Raw genomic sequence first — 19,119 nt, 5'->3', positions numbered from 1 at the left:
CTTCAACGACGATTCGCTCGGCCAAAGGCTGCGGCATTCCCGGGTTGTTGCTCCTGATGGTGGCCACCAGTCCCGAGAACGCGCTGTCGGTCAGGAGCTCTCGGGCGCCCAGCGGGCGGATCGCAGTGAGCGTCACTCCGGCAGCGACCGGATTCCTGGAGCTGCAGGGCGGCCCGGGCGGGGTGGGCCCGGAGCCGCATGCGGGAGACGGAGACGTCATGGGTTTGCTCCTCGGTGAGATTCCGATGGGGCGATGGACCCGCCCCGGGCAGCCGCCGGGGAGGATGTGGCAGACGCCGGTGGCGGGAGTCAGAGGGTGCCGACGACGATCGCGGCGAAGATGACGCGCACGGCTGCGACATAGGCGATCTGGCGACCGTGCTCGGTCACAGGACACCCATCCCACGGTGCAGCTCCAGCGCCCGCGCCATCTTCTGCAGCACGCGGGCCAGCCCTCTGGCGTGGTTCCAGTTCGCGTGCGGTCCGGACCCCTGAGGGCCCGCGGCGGAGCAGTACTCCCACTCGGTGAGGCCGTCCGCCGCACTGGGGGTCCGCTCGGCGGCCGGGATGCCGGCGACCTCGTGGTGCAGGTGCTGACCACAGGTAATAAGGTCGTCGACGAGCGCGGCCACATCCTCTGGGGTGGGACGGGAGGCGTACGGAGCGAGCGCCCGGGCCGTCAAGGCGGCCAGCCACACGTGAGTCTGCTGCTCCATGGCGCTGCTCCCTACCGTCGTCAGCGGGTGGTGACCCCAGCCTGACGCTCCTGCAGCGCGGGAACACTCACAGATTTGTGAGTGCTACAGCCCGACCCAGCGAGCCATCCCCCCGAGACTGTCGGGCGCCCGCCGGGACATGTGCACCAACCCGCGGATCGTGGCCCGGGTTCCCGGAAGATGCCGGGTCTGCTCGGGCGCGACCTGCCGCGCCTGCGCCAAGAACTTCAGCGATGTCTTCGCGGAGCCCGCTTCCATCTCGACGAGTGCCCGGTCTACGAGGTACCGGGCGCGTCGCGAGGTCAGCGTCGAAGCCGGCAGCTTCAGGGTGCGAGCCTGGCCGAGCGCGTCGTCGAACTTCCGCATCGCGATCGAGGCGCCGAGCTCGTGCAGCTGCACGTTCACCTGTCCGAACGAAAGCCAGTGCACGTCCCCGGCCTCGCCCCCAACTCGGTCCACCAACTCGCGGGCGGCTGCCAGGTGCGTCTCAACAGCGTTTGCATCCTCGTTCTTCGCGGCCACGGTGGCCATGCCGAGGTGAAGCTGGCCAGTCACGGCGAGAGCCTCGCGGCTCGTGTCGCCGGTGAGCAGGTTCTGGCCCGACAGGATCAGTGGCTTGGATGTGGCGCAGCGCCACAAAGTGGCCCGCTTGTAGCGCTGCACCGCCTCGATGCATGGGTCGGAGGCACGGGCCGCAGCCCATCCCATCCGATCCAGGGCGACGCGGGCCAGGTCCGGGTGATCGAGCTTGAGCGTCACGTCGTGAGCGGTCCGGTAGGCCGAGGCGAGAGCCCGCCAAACCGGCGTTGACGGGCCCGTCCACGCGGTATGTGTCAACCCCAGGATGAGCGCCGGCAGGCCCTTGGCAGCCGAGCGCAGGTGGGTGGCCCGCACCTGCCGGCATAAGGCGTCTGCTGCAGCGATCAGTTCGGGCACCGGCCGTACAGTGGGGAGATCCGGGATCGGGCCAAGGTCGTACCGGTCGAGGGCCTCCCGGATAGGGGCGACCAGCGCGACCAGTCGATCAGGGGGCAGCGATGTCACAGCAGAGGGTCCTGTCAGCTGGGACGTGTCCACTCTGAGAGCCTGCGCCACGGCCGCTACGAAGCCGGGTGTCGCGGGGCGCGCGCCGCATTCGACTTGGCTCAAGAGGCTGAGGCTGTAGGGAATCCTGTCGGCGAGCTCGCGCTGCGTCAGGCGAGCCAGGCGCCGCTGCTCCTGGATCCGGGATCCGGTGTGGTCATCATCTGGTGCGGGCATACCGGTCTCCGTCCACGACTCGTCATCATGGACGATACCCGCGCACAGCGCGCTCGGTCTGCCGCCGCCCCCGACTCCTCTGGGATCGGAGGCGATTGCATAGGCTCGGGAGCCATGACGACGAGGACTCTGTACCTGCTCTGTTCGGCCGCCCCGCCCGTCTTCGAGATCGCTGGTGTGATCGAGGAGGCCCAGGGCCGCGGCTGGGACGTGTGTCTTGGCCTCACGCCGGCGGCCGCCGACTGGCTGGAAGACAGCCTCGACGGGCTGGCCGCCCTGACCGGGCACCCCGTCCGATACCGGTACAAGCGCCCTGGCTACCCGGATGTGTGGCCGCCGGCGGACGCAGTGCTCGTAGCACCGGCAACGATGAACACGCTGAACTCCTGGGCTTTGGGGATCACTGGCACATGGCTGGTGGGGTTCGTCGCAGAGGCAATCGGTAAGGGCATCCCCCTGACAGCGATGCCGTGTGTCAACAGCGCCTACGCCCAGCACCCGCAGTTCCCGCAGTCACTCGCGACGCTGCGCGAAGCCGGCGTTCGAGTGCTGTTCGGAGCGGGTGGATTCGAGCCGAACGCCCCGGGCGAAAAGCGACCGTACCCGTGGGCTGTGGCGCTGGACGCTGTGCGTGCGGACCGTCAGTAGCCAACCCTCGGACAGCACGAAAGCGCCCCCTCCCGGCCCGTAGGCCGGGAGGGGGCGTGGCGTCAGTCAATGCTGTACGGGATGAGTTCGCACGGGACCGGCTCGGGGTCGAAGCCGGCAAAGCGGAGTCGTTTGTTGGCGCAGCGGATGATCCGCATGGCCAGGCGGAGGAGCCGCTCAAGTGTGGACACCTTGACGGTCTGGGACTCGAGGAGTCGGGTCAGCGGACGAGCCCCGCGTGCGCGGGGTCGACCTATCTGACCTCGGCGCAGGACGGAGTATCCCCGGGCGCGAGGTCGACACTGCCTGATCTGGGGTTTGTCGGCCCAGGCGGCTGTTCTCGTCCAGTTGCTTCAGGGGCGGAGAGGATCAGCTCTGCGGTGGTTCCGCTACGCTAGCCCCTACCTCCTAAGACCGGAATCCGCTGAGCGAATCCTGGAACCAACCGGGCGGATGGTGTGCGTGCCGAGGCCATCCGGAAGACGGTCGCACCGGCCATTCTGACCATCGGTCATCGGTCAAACTGCAGCTCAAAAGGGTGCGGCTGTGGGACCGGCCACAGCGGAACCAACCAGCACGATGATGTGCCAGGCCTCGCCCACGCGGGCCGCTCGCGTCCGATGCGTCTCCAGACTCGGCCTGCTGGTGACCTCGCACCGGTGAGGTGATCGTCGGCCACTCACCGATTCAGTCACCGAATTGGTCACCGAATCAGTCACCAGTCGCGCCGCCCCCAGGACCGGTTAAGCCGTGGCCGGTCACCGGTCACGTCACGAGTTCACCAGTCGTCAGTCACCGGTCACGGAGGCATCGGTGACGCGGGGGCGGTCAGCTTCAGACCGAGCGCAGGTGACCACGTCCCTGCAGCCGACGTTGCTCCGTAAGGTGCTTGCCAGCGTCGATCACGCGGCGCTGACCAGTCTTAGGGGATACCCCCAGGCAGCCACTTCTGCTCCAGGCAGTTTCAGGCCGGTGTCCTCGGCAAACCAGGCGGCGACGGTGAGAATCAGCTGCTGGACTGCATCCAGGACAGGATCCTCGGACTGCTGCTCGGGCAGCAGCCGCACCGGTTTCGGTGACCGTCGGAGGACCGGATGCCGCTGTGGTGGTACCTGGCTTACGACGCATCGTTGCCGCCGAGGTAGCGGCCCCGCTTGCGGGCCTGCTCGGACGCCAGGTACCGCCGCAGTCGCGACCCCTCTGGGCACCACATCTCGCCCGGACACCGGTCGCAGGTGGACGCATGGCGTTGATAGTTCACGGCGGCAAGGCCTGGGGCACATCGGCGCTCCTCGTCCGCCGGGGCCAGGCTCTTCGATAACCCCGAATCAGGCTGGCGTAGATCTTGGTTGGCGGGGGTGGCTGCATTGACCTGAGGTGGGTCAACTACGGCGGCATTCTCATGGTGGAAGGCTTGGTAGGACCTGGTAGGGGCGTCACCTGACGCTCCCTGATCCGTCACGTGACGCCCTGTGAACTCGTCACGTGACGCTCTGTGATATCTCGCCGGCGCCATTACAGGAGGCGTCAGGTGACGCCCCCTGTCCTTCCGAACGAGCCTCACCCGGGCGCCGCGCGGCACCCACTCCAGCGCCCGTCTAGCGATCCGCCAGCGCGCCCGCGCCCGGCGATGGTCCAGTGCGTGGCGCACCGCGACCCACCGGCAAGCCTGCTCATCGCCGTACGCGGCGCTGCCCGCAGCGTCCGCCATCGCCATCACTACCTCCTCCCCCCCATTCGGCGTCGGTCAGAACTCGGTCGTCGGCGTGGTTGCGGACCGAGACATGCGCACCTGCTTGACGGGGCACACGCCGCGCAGCGTGTGAACGGGGGCGCGTCCAGGCGGTACGCCAGCTCCCTCAGACCCATCAGCTCCAGAAGGCGGACGGGGCACAGCACATGAGGGTCCAACGCGTCACCAGCTCGGGGTCGGTGTGCTCGTCGCGCTTGCCCAGACCAAAGAGATACTCGAGCAAGGCGGCGGTGTCCTCGCCCATGTCCGGCTTCCTCGGCATCACGACCGGGCCCGCCTCTCCCGCATCACCGCCACCCTCGCCTCATCCACCCGCACCACCGCCTCACGGGCATCGGCAGGACGTCCGAAGGTGCCGCCCCGGTCGTGCCGCCGGCGCCGACAACGTCGAGGGCGTCGAGGCGGACCGCGAACTCCTGCAGCCCCGCACGCGCCTTCACGAGCTCACGCAGGACGTCGACACGGTCCGCGGAGACCGGCACCAGAACCTGTTGCGCGACCGCCATCGCCTGCCGCCCCACCCACCCCGCCACCGATATCCCCTCCCGGCCGGCGGCCGCGCGGACGACCGCCAACTCGGCCGGGTTGAAGGCCACACCGACCCGCTCCGAACGCCGCTCCCCCGCTCGCGCCGCCGGCCAACCCCACCAGCCACTCCATCTCAACCACCCGGCACGCCGGAAAGTGCCGGCAGACCCGGAACCAAAACAAGATCAGTCAGCGCGTAATGTTCCATTCCGCACGGGACTGTAAAAGACGGTGTAACTCCGATCATGGAGGATTGCACCTGTGACCAGCGAGAACATAGCGACACCGTCCGAGGCGGAGGCCGCGTCGGCGGGCGCGGATGACCGGTTCCTGAACGAGCTCGTGGCCCGGGCTCAGGCCGAGGGCCTGCAACTGACCGGTCAGGGCGGGCTGCTCCAGCAGCTGACGGAGCGGCTGCTGGAGTCCACGCTCGAGGGCGAGATGACGGATCATCTCGGCTATGACCGGCACGACCCCGCAGGCAAGAACGGCGCCAACTCGAGGAACGGCAAATACTCCAAGACGGCCGTCACGGATGTCGGGCCGGTGGAGATCGACGTGCCGCGTGACCGCGAGGGAGCGTTCGAGCCGCAGATCGTCAAGAAGCGGCAGCGCCGGCTGACCAGCGTCGACGAGATGGTCCTGTCGCTCTCCGCGAAGGGCCTCACTCACGGCGAGATCTCCACCCACCTGGCCGAGGTCTACGGCGCCGAGGTCTCCAAACAGACCATCTCCACGATCACAGATTCGGTGATGGAAGGCATGGCGGAATGGCAGGCCCGCCCACTCGACCGGGTCTACCCGGTCGTGTTCATCGACTGCATCAATGTGAAGATCCGGGTTCTGTCGACAATCTTGTGATCCGGTGGTCCGGGCTCATCGCGCGAGCAGGACGCGTTTGCGAAGGAGATCGAGACTGGCCCGGCCGAACATCTGGCGTTTCAGCATCTTCAGTCTGTTGATGTTGCCCTCGACAGCGCCGGAGCTATGCGGCAGGGACAGGCCGTTGCGGACGGCGTCGAAGTCGCGGCGGAGGTTGTGGGCGAAGGACGCCAGTGGGGCCAGGTTGTCCTGTTCGGCTCCAGTGATCCAGTCCTCGAGGCGGTCACCATGGCGTCCGGTCATCATCGCGGCGAACTTTCTGACGTGACCGGTGAGCCGGTCCAGCTCGGGATCGCGCTCACGCAGCCGGTGGAGGTTGTCGGCGTTCTCGTCCCGCAGGTGTTCGGGATGGGTCATGATCCAGGAGGTGACCTCGCGGACCGATGGAGGTTTGGGGCCTTGGGCCGGTGCGTGTCCGCGACCGGTTCGGTAGCGCCGCAGGTGACGCTGGATGGCCAGCTCGCCTCCGGGGTATCCGAGTTCCTGGATCTCCCGGTAGAGCTGGGTGGCGTTTCTGACGCCTTCGTTCCAGCGTTTGTGCAGGTAGCCGATGTACGGGTCGACGACGTGCGCCCGCTGGAGGTTCTTGGCGACGACATCGTCCGCGGAACGGGCGTTGACCAGTTTGCGGACGGTGGCCTGGTGCAGCCCGAGTTTCCGGCCGATCGCCGCCTTCGACATCCCCTGTTCCCAGAGCGCGTGGGCGGCGGCGTGCTGTTCACGCAGTCGGGTCACGATCTTCAGCTCTTTCGGTGGCTGGACCACCTCGGGCTCCGCCTCCGGTCCGTCGGGCGTGCCGGCGGGTCCGGCAGACGGTTCGGCCAGGCGGGAACGATGAGCGTTCACCGTCTTCTCGACCGCCTGGCCGAGGTTGGCCCAGAGGTGGTAGCGATCAGCGACCTGCTCGGCCTGCGGCGCCCCGACGCGTGCGCCCTCGGAGTAGCCGCTGGAGCGGTCCCGGCAGATCACCTTCACCTCGGGGTGGTCGCGGAGCCAGGCGGCCAGGTCCTCGCCTTCGCGGCCGTCGTAGAGATGCAGCGGCCGGTGGGTGGCCATGTCGATCAGCACCGTGCCGTAGTGGCGGCCCTTGCGGAAGGCGAAGTCGTCGACGCCGAGGACTTCCACCTCTCCGACCTCCGGCTCAGGCAGGGCCCTGACCAGCCGCAGCAGCGTGTCCTTGCCCACGGTGACGCCGACCACGGAGGCCAGGCGGGCTCCCGCCCGGCCGGCCAGGGCCAGTCCGATTTGCGTCAACACCCCACGCAGCAATGGGGTCTGCCGACTGTGCGGGGTCGTCAGTCCCGCGACCTGTTCGGCAAACGTCACCGCCGGGCAGACAGAGTTCTCGCAGCGGAAGCGGCGTATGCATAACTCGATCACGACACCGAGCCCGCCCACGGCCAGGTCGCCCAGCTTGCGTACGTACCGGCCGTGCACTCGTACCGAGCTCCGGCCGCACCGACAAGCCGCGGTTGCTGCCCGCACCCGGGTTCGCAGCACCACCTTGTCCGGCCGCCGCTCGACCTCCTCGATCACCAGCGCGGACAGGTGCGGAAACAGCTCCAAGAGCACATCACGAGAGCACGCGATGCATGATCGCGAACAGACGACACGAACCGCTCAACCGTCCGGATCACAAGATTGTCGACAGAACCAAGATCCGCGACGGCGCGGTCGCCAACCGGCCCATCTACGTCGCCCTGGCCGTCACCACCGAAGGCCGCCGCGACATCCTCGGGCTGTGGGCCGGCGACGGCGGCGAGGGCGCCAAGCACTGGATGCACATCCTCACCGAGATCAAGAACCGCGGCGTGAACGACGTCCTCATGCTCGTCTGCGACGGTCTGAAAGGCCTGCCCGACGCGGTCGAGACAGTCTGGCCGCGGACGGTCGTGCAGACCTGCGTGGTCCACCTGCTGCGGAACTCCTTCCGCTATGCCGCCCGCCAGGACTGGGACAAGATTGCCAAACTCCTCAAGCCTATCTACACCGCTCCGACCGAGGACGCGGCCCTGGAGCGGTTCGCCGAGTTCGCTGAGGCCTGGGGCCGCAAGTATCCGGCGATCGTGAGGCTGTGGGAGAACGCGTGGGAGGAGTTCACCCCGTTCCTGCGGTTCGACACCGAGATTCGCCGCATCGTCTGCACCACCAACGCGATCGAGTCCGTCTCTTGAAGACTGGGGGGTGCTGGCCTGGGCTTTCATCGGTCTGCCGGGCAGGGGAGGTGTGTCGCTTCCGGGACGGTCGTTTCGACACAGTCACCCTGAGTTCGTGAGCAACCACCCTCTCATCGTCGTGGAGGCCCCGGACGCACGGGGGTTGCGGGCCGTGCGCGTGCGAGGAGAGACCATCGGACGGGTCTGGTCGGCGCGCGGGCTGAGACGCCTTCTCCGGCGGGCGGGCTTGCCTCCGGACGACCTTGATGTCGACGGCCCCGGCCGGGTCCACTGGGAGGCGGACAAGTCCTCCTGGCCCGACTGTCCATGGCGAAGATACGCCGCCGGCGCCTTGATGGCGCTGGGCCTCCTGGTCTCGGCCGCGGTCCTCTTTCATGTGGGCACTACGGACGCGTTCAACGCCTGGCGTACGGCGGTCGCGTCGTGGGCGTCGCCTTCATTGCCGCGGCGCTGGCCGAAGCGGTCGCAGCGCTGGCCGTGTGCGACTACTGGGGCAAGAGGGCCATCCGATACTCGGGCTCGGTCGTCCTGGCGGGCGTCGGCACCGTGCTGGTCACGGATCTGATGTTCCTGATCACACAGATCCAGGGCCGGGATTACACCCCGTTCCTCTGGCTGTGGATCGGCCTGGTGCTTTGGGCGGCCTGGGCCCTATGGACTTTGACACGGCAGAGGGTGTGGCAGGCGATCCAGCATCCCAGGGGCATCGCACTGAGCGTCGTGGTGTCCGGAGTCATCGGGCTGGTGAGCCTGACCTATTCACAGATGTACGTCCCATACTCCACTCCCGTGAAAATCCCGTTCAGCATCTCGTTCGGCGAATCCACCCTAAGTGCGGACGGTACCGCGCTTCACGTTCCGGCACATGTGGAGTTCCGCAACACCGGTTCGGTGAGGGTCTATGTCGTCGGCACCATGTGGACGGTCATTGGGTGGCCGACTCAATACTCGGAAAAGGGTATCGGGGAGAGCGATTGGAAGTGGGAGACGTTGAATTACGACCGAACATTCAGGCACGTAAAGTATGGGTACTCGCACATGTTGGGCACCGGGAAGTTCGCCGAACCGGGCGATCGGCTTGACCCGGGGATGGACCTCTCGCACGACTTCGTCATCGATGTGCCACTGCGATCCGGGCTCGGTCGCATCGAGATCGATGCGACCGCCTCCTTCGTCCGAGCCGACCGAGGCAAACTGGGAAACAGCTATGCGAGTTCGATCGAAGTCTCCTGGGACCCGGAAACCGGGAGGCATCTCCGGGATGCCCCGGACTGGCTCACGCAAAAAGGAGATGATTTCTATCGCTTCCACTCCAAAATTTACCACAGCAGCGAGATGCTGAACCTGACGCACTCCATGGACTATGCCACGGGCTGGTGGGTGTTTTCAAAAGGGGGAATCGGCGTAGCCGAGGGAGACACCAACCCCTACCTGTACGTCTCAATTTTCCGAGACTCGGAAGGCAAGGAAAGACTGAGCGATTCAGAGCAAGAACCATATGGAATGACCACAGAAACTCAATCGACTGAACGCACAGTCGATCAGCTCCTTCGGGCCGCGAAGAAGTAGCGCTCCGCGGCCCAGGGCTCTGTCGTTCTTGCGATTCGGCGCGGAGTGATCACGTGAGTCCGAGGGCGGCCGGCGGCCGGGTCATGTCCCGCCCGTGATGGCGCAGGCCCTCGGCGATGTTGTCCCACCCGGCCAGGCGGAGCGCGCCGATAGCCAGATTCCGCAGGGAGGCCATCGCCCGCGGCGCGCCGCCGGTCCGCACCCGCGAGGCGTCCTCCCCGAACGTCACATCCCTGACGTGGTGCTCACGATTCTCGATAGCCCAATGCCCGCGAATACGTTCCGCCAGGTCAGCAGCGTTCGCCTGGTGCACCGTCAGGCTCGTGATTGCGTAAACGCGTTCAATCGACACCTTCCCGGTGCGTAGGGTGCGCCGTCGGCGGACGATCTGCAGTGCCTGGTCGGCGTGCGGGAACGGCAACCTGGGCACAGTGGCGGCCTTGAGCCGACGGATCTCGTCACGGCCGTGCGCGGTGGCCCGGGTGCGGTCCACCTCCCTCCATGGCAGCTCCTTCACCAGCGCGTGCAGGCTCGGATGGTTGCCCTTGAGCACGGCGATGTAGTGCGCTCTCTTCTCCTCGACCAGGAACTTTGCGTGGTCGGTCTGGGTCAGCAGCGCGTCGAAGGTCACCACCGCGCCGGTCAGGTCCAGCGGGTCCAGCAGTGGCCGGAATGCGATGATCTCGTTGCTTTGGCGTCGACCTCGCGCTGGGCCAGCACGATGCCGTCGTCGCGCAGAGCGGAGATCAGGTGGACGCAGCGGCCGTCGGAGCGGATCGCGCCGCGCAGAGACTTGCCGTCCACCGCAACGGCTGCCCGTACCGGGCGGATCGGCGGGTGTCCGTCCTGGCCGGCGGCGCGGGAGGCGGCGGCACGAGCGGTGAGCCAGCCGCCGATCGCCGCGTCGAACGCGTCGCCGTCGATGCGCTGCAGTACTCGGCGCACGGTCGCCTCGCTGGGCGCCCGGCAGGGCCGGTCCGGATCGCGCAGCGCGGCCCCGCAGCAGAACAACAGCCGGTCGGAAGCATCGGCGGCCCACTCGGCGATTGCGGTGAGGGACTTCGCTCCGGCCAGGACCGCGCAGGCGGCCACGGCCAGAACGTACGGCAGCGGGTGACGGCGGCCCCGGCGGCGGCGCGGGTCGGGCAGGCGGGCCAGCCGGGCCAGCAGGTCGGGTAGCTCGTCGGGGCAGGCCGGATCACAGCCCGCGAGTTGACCCAGCCCGGCGGGAATGGGTGATGGTGGCGCAGCAGGCACGGGTCTTCCGTTGTGGTGATCAGCGAACTCGATACTTCATGATCACCGGAAGGTGGCTGCGCGCGTATCCACCGCCCTTCACGAACCGCCCATCACGGCCGACTTGAGATACCGGGCACATACCGGCAGCTTCAAGCCAACCGCGAGAACGACGGAGCCCTGACGCTTAGCCCCTTCGGCATTCCATTTTACGACGCGATCACCGGGGCTTGCCCAAGGGCCGGTCAGTGAGGCCGCCGCCTATGACACGTCGGCCGGATAGTGAGCGCAGACCGCCTCCGGCTGACGGGTCCTCTACTCCAATATCAGGTTGAGCGCATGACAGTGCGGTGCCACTTGGTGATGACGGTCGCGGGGTCGCCGAAATAGGACCAGGGCACCACTGTTGCCTGGCCGCCGAGCAGCTTGAATAGGAACGCCGCTTCGGGGAAAAGGCCGCCGCCGCACGTCGCGTGCAGCAAGTAGTTGAAGTCTGCGACGTCCTGTGCCCGGTGGATGCCGTCCCAGTTGACAAGCCATACATCCCACGTACGACGGGTATCGGCGAGTGCTACGTCGGTACTCCAATGCCGGCGTAGGAAGAGTGCCATGTCACCCTCACGCTCGAGTTTCCGGCTCGCCGAGCACCTGGACGCTGCCGGCATCGCCGCCTCGATCGGATCGGTCGGCGACGCCTACGACAATGCCCTGATGGAGAGCACGATCGGCCTGTTCAAGACCGAGCTGATCAAGCCCCGACGGCCATGGAAGACGCTGTCAGACGTCGAGCTCGCCACGGCCGAGTACGTCGACTGGTACAACCACCGACGACTCCACGGTGAGATAAGCCACGTCCCGCCCTTCGAATAGAAGAACAACCACTACCGAGCAACCAAGAAACCCCAGGTCACAACCAACATTTGAGATCTCTACCGACGGAACGGTTCAAACTGCACCTCGGACGACCCGGAGAACGGCGCGATCCACTTCGGATCATCCGCTGAGATCACCCCACACATGCCCAACCAACACCACAACCACCACAACGGTTACGGGACAACCTCTAGACGGGGCGGACCGGGCAGCGGCGATCATCGACCCCAGATCTTGCGGTATTCCTCCTTGAAGTGGGGTGGGTCCCAGTTCGTGGTGTTTTGACTGTTAGTTGCGGTGGAGATGTGGACCGCAGGGACGTAACCGCTGGGTGGCTGTCCAGCGAAGGCGCGATTGAACTCGTCCACGATTTGCCATCCCTGCTGCATGAGCGGCTCGGGCACGGTCGCGGCCTGATACTGCTTGTCGTTGATTCGTTTGAAAGCCGAGCGATCGCCGTCGCCTGCCCCGATGTTGGCCGGTTCCCCGTCTCCTTCCTTGCCGGCTGCGCGGAGTGTCGGCGCCGCGTAGGCGAAGTACAGGTCGTTGATGGCGACCGAATGGGTCCATTTGTCGCCGTGCTGCGACAGCAGGGTGGACACTTCCCTGGCAGTTCGGGTTCCGGCATCCGAGATGGGAATGTCCTCGGTCGACAGCAGTTTCACGCCGGGGCAGGCGGCGAGCTCTTTGAGGATGAGGTCGGTTTTATGTTTGGCAAAGGGGATGGATGAGTCGGTGAAGACGACCACGCCAGCGTTCCCGTGCGAGTGGCTGATGATCCAGTCGGCGCTGACTTCGGCTACGTCTTCGACTTTGGTCGTGATATTGGTGAAGAGTTTCGGATTTTCGCTGGGGCCGGGGGTGCCTACGGCGTGCCAGCCTACGAGGGTAATTCCGGCACTGTTTGCCTTCCTGATCTGCGCTTCGTTCAAGTTGGTGTAGAAGGCGCTGACGACGATTCCCGAAGGTTTGGCGGCGATCGCTTCGCCGAAGGCGGCCAGCAGGCCCGCGGCCGTGCCGTGCCCGTCGATCACCCGGACGTTCCAGCCCGCGACGCGCCCTGCCTCTTTGACGCTCTCCGCCACTGTGGCGACGCCCGGGTTACTCAGGGTCTCGGCCACGAAGGCGATGCTTCGCCCCGGTTGTATCTTGGGCCCGCTGGTGGGGCCGTGCCAGGCGGAGTTGCTATTCTGGGCGGCCAGTTTCACGGTGCCCGCTGCTTTGGCCAGGGCGACGGGGCATCCCGGGCGGGGTGGGGAGGAGTGAACGGAACCGTCGCAGCCCCCAAGGAGGGCAGTGGCCGCAATCGCGAAGGCCGCGGCGGTGCCGACGGGTCGGGACATGCACTCCACGATGCTCCTCCAAGGCAGGGCCAATGTTCATAGCGGCGAGAAAGACAGAGGACCAGTGTGTACGCGGGGCCTGGTGGGATTGGCGGCATATCCAGGTTTTGCCGCACCGGCGTCCCGCAGCGGGCCTCTCTGCGCGGCTCTGTCAGATCGCCGTCATCCGGTCATCGCTGGTGAGAGGCGCCGCGCCTAGCGCCCCCCTGAGATAGTTGCCTGATTGTCACTATATCGCCTGGTTTCTTCGGGCTGCTGCGTCGAAGACTCCTGGGGTCTCGCGGCTAAGGGCTGTACCGCAGACTAAGGGTCCTGTGACGGAGGCGTGAGTTCTGCCTCCAGTTCCTGCAAGGCCACCCGGACTTTCTCGTACTCTGCTTCGAGGCGTGATACCAAAGGTTCCACATACTCCAAGGCGCCGTCGCGGGCCTGCGTTTCGAGGTCGGCACACAGGGACGCGAGGGCGGGTGCGCCGAAGGTCAGGGCATTGGAGCGTAGCGTGTGGGCAGCGCGTCGTACCTCGCTGGTGTCGGCTGAGGGTCCTGCCCGGGCAATGGCGTCGATGAGTGACGGTGCGTCCTCCAGGAAGGCGTGGACGAGTTCGGCGGCGAAGTCGGCGCTGAGGGATTCCACGAGGCGCTGGACCGTGCCGGAGCTCAGGACATGCCCGCCCTCTGGGCCGTCCTCGGGTCGGGGCTGCGCACCGGGAGTGGGCGTGGCTGCGCTGCGGCCGGCCGGGTGGCTTGCGTGCAGGGCGCGGGCGAGTTCTTGAAGATGCAGGGGTTTGGTGATGTAGTCGTCCATTCCCGCGGCAAGGCACTGTTCCCGGTCGCCCGGCATTGCGTTGGCGGTCATGGCAATGATGGTGGGGCGAGTGTCGGCCGGCCATTCCCGGTGAATGCGGCGTGAGGCTTCCAGCCCGTCCATCTCCGGCATCTGAACGTCCATCAAGACCACGTCGTAGGGACGCTCTCGCAGCGCCTCCAGTGCCTGCCTGCCATTGTGCGCGACCTGTGCCGCATATCCGATCTTCTCGAGCATGCGCAACAGGAGCAGGCGGTTGGGCTCGTTGTCTTCGGCCACGAGGATCCGCAGGTCGCGGGGCGCGGCAGCAAGGTCTGCTGGGGGAGGGGCGGATGCTGATGGCCTGCGCGAGGTCTCGGGAGCCTGCAGTGCCTTGCACAGCTCCTCGCCGAGGCGGCCGGCTTTGATGGGTTTGGTGTGGTAGCTCGCGAATTCGTCGAGGTCTTCGGCGCTCTGGCGACCGACGGAGGAGAGCAGGATGAGCGGCAGCTCGCTGCGGCTGCGCAGCTTGTGGATGTCGCGGGCGAGTGCGACGCCGTTGGTCTCGGGCATGTGGTAGTCGAGGATGCCGACGTCGAAGGGGTCCCCTCGGCGGATCCACTCCATAGCTTCGGCGGGTGATCTGGTGGCCCGCACGACCATGCCCCAGGACTCACCTTGCAGCGTGAGGATCATTCGGTTCGTCGCGTTGTCGTCAACCACCAGCATGCGCTTGCCGCGCAAATCCATGGTCGCGGCCGTGGGCACGTGTGTAAGCACGGGGGCGGGGGTCGGCTGCGCCCGGAGGGTGAAGTGGAAGGTCGAGCCTTCACCCGGAGTGCTCTGCGCCCACATGGTGCCGCCCATGAGCTCGGTCAGGCGCCGGCTGATGGCCAGGCCCAGCCCTGTTCCCTCAAAACGCCGACTGACGGAGGTGTCGAGTTGCTCGAAGGCGTGGAACAGCAGGTTCATGCGGTCGGCCGGAATACCGATGCCGGTATCGCGGATGGCGAAGTGCAGCAGCACCGAGTCCCCGCCGCCGACGTCGCTTGCGGGGCTTTCGCCTGCCGGCCTCCCGGCCGCGGACGCCTTCCCGCTCTCTGGCTCGTCGGCGGGGCTCAGGGTCAGCACCACTTCCCCGCACTCGGTGAACTTCACGGCGTTGCTCAGGAGGTTCCCGATGACCTGTCTCAGCCGGACGCGGTCGGTCATCACGTGCTCCTGCGTCCCCGGCCTGATGATGTAGGCGAGATCGAGATTCTTCTTGGCCGCGGGGCCAGAGACCAGGTCGAACGTCGACTCGATGCACTGGCGCAGGTCGACGGGCTGGTACTCCAGGGTCAGCTTGCCGGCCTCGATCTTGGAGAAATCCAGGATGTCGTTGATGATGACGAGCAGATTCTCGCCGCTCTCACGAATGATCTTGGTGAAGTCCTGCTGCTCTCCCTGAAGCGGGGTGTCCAGCAGCAGGTCGGTCATACCGATCACGGAGTTCAAGGGGGTACGGATCTCGTGACTCATCGTGGCGAGGAACGCGCTTTTCGCCCGGTTCGCGACCTCGGCGTTCTTCTGGGACACCCGCAGCTCCCCCGCCGCGCGGGAGCGCTCCAGGGCCCGCCCCAACTGGGTGCCGACGTTCAGCATCAGTCTGCACAATGCGTCGTCGGGCTCCATCGGGCCGGGTGCCAGAAACTCGAGCACCCCTTCCACGCTCTCGCCCTGTAGGACGGGAAACACCAGATAGGTACGCACATCGAGGCGGGCGGCCTTCCTCATGGCCGCAAGATCCGGCTCCTGGTCGATGTCGCGGATCCATGCGGGCCGCCCGCCCCGCTGCACCTGCGCTGCCCCAGGGGCGATCGGGGAGGCCAACACAGCTTCGAAAAGGCCCCTGAGGTCGCCATCGCGCCAAGCATCCGCGCAATGCCACACCTCATGCGCCGCATCCACCACCGAGGGGCCTGCCGAGCCCTCCTTGCCGTCCGAAGGCGGCGGGGGGTCCTTGAAGCGCACCTGGCCGGCCGGCCAGCCGGTATAGGAGCACACCAGAGCGAGAATACTGCGTGAGCCCTGCTGCGGGGTGACCGCGACATTCGCGGCCGAGGCAACCCCTTCCAGCAATTTCAGCGACGCGTTGCGCTCATTCAGCTCGCGAGTGCGCAGACGGACCTTGCGCTCGATGTGCGCATAGCTCTGCTCCAGCCTCGCGGCCATGGCGTTGAACGCTCCGGCCACCGTCGCGATCTCATCCCGGCTCTTGACCTGCACCCGCCTGTCCAGGTTGCCTCCGCTGAGAGACTCCGCGGCCTGCGCCACGTTGCCCAGGTCCTTCACCATCCGGCGGCCCACCAGCAACGTCAGCGCGGTCGTCACGGCCAGCACAGCCGCTATGCTCGACAAAACAGCCAGCCTGCGCTGTGCCTCAAGGCGCGTGCGAGCGTGCAGCAGGTCATTGGCCTGAACCCACACCGCATCCCACAGTCGCTCATTGGCATTGGCCACCTGGGACAGCTGCGCGGCGTATGCAGCCTGCGACACACCCTCCTGACCGGACGAGGCCGCAAGCGCGCTGCTCATCCGCGCCAGGCTGGTGACCGACTGGTCCAGGCGCTTGACCAACGGCTGGAACCCCGGCTCGGGGACCCCTCCACGACTGTGCCGGATCTCGACAGCGGCCTGATCCAACGTGGCACGCAACTGCGCCATGTCTTGCGTGAGGACCGCACTGAGGTCGCTGACCGTCCCCGGAGCGCGAGCGGCCTCCCCCGGACTTTGGACGCTACCCGCTGCGGCCCCGAGATGATTGAGACGATGTGTGATCTGGGGCTGCAGAAGCGACAGGGCGATCAGCGTGTAACTGGTGGCCAGATTCGGGTCGAGCAGCAGTTTGGCAGTATCCCCGATGTAGGAAGTAAGACCAAGCAAATTTGAGGTAAGTTTGTCGTGCTCGCCTTCGCTGGCTGGAATGCTGAGCGGCGCGAACTTCAGCCTCTGCCACTCCGCCGCAAGACTGGCCGGAGAAAGATCCCCAAGACCTTTCCGAGCGAGAATGGCACCGGAGGTTTGCACGCTGTTCTGAAGAGAGTGATCCGCCGCTGCAAGCGCCGCGAACTGTCTGTCGATGGTCTTCTCTGTAGTGGCGACCTGTTCGGCCGACACGGTTTCCCCGTTAAGGCCCCGCCTGACCAGAGTGCGATGCAGCGATACATTTTGCAGCAATGACTGCACCGGCTTCAAATATTTCAAGCCATCGATTTCCTCATGCGCCAGGTTAATCCTGGAGTTCTGCTCCTGTACCAGGTAGACGCCCGTCAACGCGAGCGGAATCATGAACGAGAGGCAGATCGCGGCCAACTTGTGCCAGATCCGCGGCCTGAACCGCACATGCGGATGTCTCCTCAACCAGGCGGCGCGAATCCTGCCATACACTCTCCCTGCGATATCGCCCATGCCGTGCTCCGAGCAGCAACTCACCCATGCAAACAGTGGCACGAGATCCCCACGGCCACGCCTCTCCAGGGGCGGCCTCAGACAGCCTTCCTGCCCCTATCCGACCTCGGCAGATCTCCGAGCTCCCTCCAAGGCCTCGTGCCGCGCACACCACAACGGTATGCCGAAACCAGGCGAGCGGCCCTTCGTGCACTCCCCCTTCCCACGACAGAAGCACACTCCCGCCCTGCCTGCGCCCGGGGCCACCCCAATGCAAGCCGGAAAGGCCTGACAGGGCCCCCGGGCAGGAGGCCCGTCCCAGCCACGGGGACCGTACAAGGCGATCTCACCCCGCTTGTGTGCATGATCACTCCGGTTCGGCTGCCGTGGGCCCGTTTCGCGACGGCGAGCGTGTCGGTGACGAGTTCGGTTCGCATGTGATCAGCGGTCGCCCAGCCGGTCAGGCGGCGCGAGGCAAAGTCGATGACAGTAGCCAGATAGGGGAACTTCCCTCCATCCGGAGGCAGATAAGTGAGCTTTTGCAGCCTTGCCGCTGCAGCGTGAGGATGGCCTTGACGATTGACGTCATGTGGTGGGGCTGCATCGGGACCTGCGGAAGATCCGCCAGGGTTTCAGGCTCGCGACACCGCGTTCAACGGGCACTCGTGCTGCGGCCAGCGCCCGGTGAGGGTCTTTTCGGTGGGAGTGCGTTCCTGGAGTGGCTTGCGTTTGATGCCGGTCGTCAGCCACGGTCCGCCGCCTTGGTAGGCGAGGTCAGCCAGGACGGGAACGCCCCGGCACTCGCAGATCCGGATGATCCGGTGGGTGCGGGCGGCGGTCAGGTCGTGTGTGCGGCCGGGCAAGGCGGGCGCGAGCCGCAGCAGCCGGCCGCGGGGGTCGGTGACGACCTGCACGTTCACGCCGTGGCGCCGGTGCTTGTGGGAGTAGTCGGCCAGGCCGTCGCCGACCCGGTCGCACTCGGCGAGGGTGCCGTCGAGCAGGATGAAGTCGGGATCGTGCTCGCGCAGCGTATTGAGCAGACCCGGTGCTCGTTCGGCGAGCAGGTCGACGACCGCCCGGGTGTAGGCGTGGGCGGTGGACTCGCTGATCCCGAACCCGGCGGCGATCTTCGCCAGAGTGGTGTGCTCTCGCAGGTACACCAGTGCCACCATCGCCCGCTGAGACGGACGGAGCTTGCAGCGCCGGTCGCCCTCACGGGTGACAACCAGCATGGTGACCCACTCCACGAGCGCATGCGGCAGGTCGAGTGCGGCAGGATGGATGACCAACGAGGCCCCCGAGCAACGTGATTGAGACGTCAGACATCTCGATCAACAGCTCGGGGGCCTCGTTCGTTGCGCTTCGCGGCCCATCACCCGATCGGTGGCCAACTCGAAGAAGCTCAGTGATATCCCCGACGTACTTCGTGTTCGCTTCGGCCCCTCGCCCGAGTAGGTCCGAGTCCTTGCCGCTGCCGGATCCCCGATCGTGGGGTGCGGTGCCTGCGGCGGAGCCGGACTCCCGCCAGATTGATACTCCGGACCACGCGGGCGACCCGCTTGTGATTGACCCGTTCGCCTTCTTACGGAGCTCGGCGGTGATCCTGGGAACGCCGTAGGTACCGTCCGACTCGAGGTGCACTGCTCGTATCTGGGCTTCCAGCCGGGCATCAGCCATCTGGCGGGCGGCTCGGTCAGCGGCAGCGGATGTCGCGTGCCAGTAGTAAAAAGCTGGAGCGGGCGATGCCAAGGATGTTGCACGCTTCGCGCCGTGGCGGCGCTATGGTCGGCGACAATCTGGAAGCGGTTCACCAGCGTGTCTCCGTGGCGAAATCCTTTCGCCGCCTTCTGATCTCGCACTCCGCCTCGAGCTCGCGGAGCTTCTGCCGCAGAGCGGCGTTCTCGGCCTCCAGCGGCATCGAC

At 66.4% G+C, this 19,119-nt stretch carries 16 protein-coding genes and 3 pseudogenes; 5 read left to right on the top strand and 14 right to left on the bottom strand.

Features of this window, described 5'->3' with window-relative positions; translation table 11 throughout:
* Positions 1–386: 386 nt before the first annotated feature.
* Complete coding sequence (locus K7B10_RS39900; protein WP_229344649.1) at positions 387–716, bottom strand: DUF6415 family natural product biosynthesis protein; 330 nt, start codon at positions 714–716, stop codon at positions 387–389.
* 84 nt (positions 717–800) lie between these two features.
* Entirely contained in the window at positions 801–1,976 is a 1,176-nt protein-coding gene (locus K7B10_RS39895; RefSeq protein ID WP_229344647.1) for a helix-turn-helix domain-containing protein, read from the bottom strand.
* A 114-nt stretch (positions 1,977–2,090) separates the two neighbouring features.
* On the opposite strand from K7B10_RS39895, the gene K7B10_RS39890 reads away from it, so the two are divergent.
* Complete coding sequence (locus K7B10_RS39890) at positions 2,091–2,624, top strand: flavoprotein (protein ID WP_229344645.1); 534 nt, start codon at positions 2,091–2,093, stop codon at positions 2,622–2,624.
* Positions 2,625–3,526: 902 nt separating this feature from the next.
* Here the strand turns inward: K7B10_RS39890 and K7B10_RS39885 are convergent.
* From K7B10_RS39885 to K7B10_RS39880, 3 genes are all read right to left on the bottom strand, one after another.
* Positions 3,527–3,691, bottom strand: a complete 165-nt coding sequence (locus K7B10_RS39885) for a hypothetical protein (protein WP_229344643.1) — start codon at positions 3,689–3,691, stop codon at positions 3,527–3,529.
* A gap of 801 nt (positions 3,692–4,492) precedes the next feature.
* Positions 4,493–4,621, bottom strand: a complete 129-nt coding sequence (locus K7B10_RS41135; protein ID WP_267501570.1) for a hypothetical protein — start codon at positions 4,619–4,621, stop codon at positions 4,493–4,495.
* A 43-nt stretch (positions 4,622–4,664) separates the two neighbouring features.
* Positions 4,665–4,973: a hypothetical protein gene (locus tag K7B10_RS39880; RefSeq protein WP_229344641.1), complete on the bottom strand. Its 309-nt coding sequence runs from the start codon at positions 4,971–4,973 to the stop codon at positions 4,665–4,667.
* Positions 4,974–5,166: 193 nt separating this feature from the next.
* Here K7B10_RS39880 and K7B10_RS39875 point away from each other — a divergent pair.
* A pseudogene (locus tag K7B10_RS39875) lies at positions 5,167–5,745 on the top strand (transposase); the annotation flags it as partial.
* Positions 5,746–5,781: 36 nt separating this feature from the next.
* On the opposite strand, the gene K7B10_RS39870 reads toward K7B10_RS39875, so the two are convergent.
* The gene (locus K7B10_RS39870; RefSeq protein WP_443735394.1) at positions 5,782–7,272 is read right to left on the bottom strand and encodes an ISL3 family transposase; all 1,491 of its coding nucleotides are present in this window, start codon (positions 7,270–7,272) and stop codon (positions 5,782–5,784) included.
* A 170-nt stretch (positions 7,273–7,442) separates the two neighbouring features.
* Between K7B10_RS39870 and K7B10_RS39865 the strand changes: the two are divergent.
* Together K7B10_RS39865 and K7B10_RS39860 are read left to right on the top strand one after the other, a co-directional pair.
* A pseudogene (locus tag K7B10_RS39865) lies at positions 7,443–7,958 on the top strand (IS256 family transposase); the annotation flags it as partial.
* 429 nt (positions 7,959–8,387) lie between these two features.
* On the top strand, positions 8,388–9,533 hold the full coding sequence (locus tag K7B10_RS39860; RefSeq protein ID WP_229344638.1) for an ABC transporter permease family protein: 1,146 nt from the start codon (positions 8,388–8,390) through the stop codon (positions 9,531–9,533).
* A 49-nt stretch (positions 9,534–9,582) separates the two neighbouring features.
* Here the strand turns inward: K7B10_RS39860 and K7B10_RS39855 are convergent, their stop codons facing one another.
* The 3 genes from K7B10_RS39855 to K7B10_RS39845 all read right to left on the bottom strand — a co-directional run bounded on the left by K7B10_RS39855 (position 9,583) and on the right by K7B10_RS39845 (position 11,380).
* Positions 9,583–10,179: an ISAs1 family transposase gene (locus K7B10_RS39855; protein WP_229345763.1), complete on the bottom strand. Its 597-nt coding sequence runs from the start codon at positions 10,177–10,179 to the stop codon at positions 9,583–9,585.
* Complete coding sequence (locus K7B10_RS39850) at positions 10,176–10,790, bottom strand: transposase family protein (RefSeq protein ID WP_229344637.1); 615 nt, start codon at positions 10,788–10,790, stop codon at positions 10,176–10,178. The genes K7B10_RS39855 and K7B10_RS39850 overlap by 4 nt, the downstream gene beginning before the upstream one ends.
* A gap of 305 nt (positions 10,791–11,095) precedes the next feature.
* Positions 11,096–11,380 (bottom strand): hypothetical protein, encoded by a 285-nt coding sequence (locus tag K7B10_RS39845; protein ID WP_229344636.1) that lies wholly within the window; start codon positions 11,378–11,380, stop codon positions 11,096–11,098.
* Between K7B10_RS39845 and K7B10_RS39840 the strand changes: the two genes are divergently transcribed.
* Positions 11,379–11,639 carry an integrase core domain-containing protein gene (locus tag K7B10_RS39840; RefSeq protein WP_372481525.1) on the top strand — a complete coding sequence of 87 codons (261 nt, stop codon included), beginning with the start codon at positions 11,379–11,381 and terminating at the stop codon, positions 11,637–11,639. The two genes, K7B10_RS39845 and K7B10_RS39840, sit on opposite strands and share 2 nt — an antisense overlap.
* Before the next feature lie 221 nt (positions 11,640–11,860).
* Here the strand turns inward: K7B10_RS39840 and K7B10_RS39835 are convergent, their stop codons facing one another.
* The 5 genes and pseudogenes from K7B10_RS39835 to K7B10_RS41775 form a co-directional block, all read right to left on the bottom strand.
* Positions 11,861–12,763, bottom strand: coding sequence for a substrate-binding domain-containing protein (locus tag K7B10_RS39835; RefSeq protein ID WP_372481524.1), 903 nt, complete (start codon positions 12,761–12,763; stop codon positions 11,861–11,863).
* 525 nt (positions 12,764–13,288) lie between these two features.
* On the bottom strand, positions 13,289–17,218 hold the full coding sequence (locus K7B10_RS39830) for a response regulator (protein WP_229344635.1): 3,930 nt from the start codon (positions 17,216–17,218) through the stop codon (positions 13,289–13,291).
* A gap of 77 nt (positions 17,219–17,295) precedes the next feature.
* A complete protein-coding gene (locus tag K7B10_RS41130) occupies positions 17,296–17,724 on the bottom strand; it encodes a hypothetical protein (protein WP_372481589.1) in 429 nt (142 codons plus the stop codon).
* A gap of 20 nt (positions 17,725–17,744) precedes the next feature.
* Positions 17,745–18,486, bottom strand: a pseudogene (locus K7B10_RS39820) (transposase); the annotation flags it as partial.
* Complete coding sequence (locus K7B10_RS41775; RefSeq protein ID WP_372481523.1) at positions 18,410–18,874, bottom strand: IS3 family transposase; 465 nt, start codon at positions 18,872–18,874, stop codon at positions 18,410–18,412. The pseudogene K7B10_RS39820 and the gene K7B10_RS41775, both read right to left, overlap by 77 nt.
* Between the last annotated feature and the right edge of the window lie 245 nt (positions 18,875–19,119).

The organism is Streptomyces flavotricini (genome assembly GCF_020639365.1).
Taxonomy (GTDB): domain Bacteria; phylum Actinomycetota; class Actinomycetes; order Streptomycetales; family Streptomycetaceae; genus Streptomyces; species Streptomyces flavotricini.
This window is presented reverse-complemented; position numbering and strand designations above follow the sequence as displayed.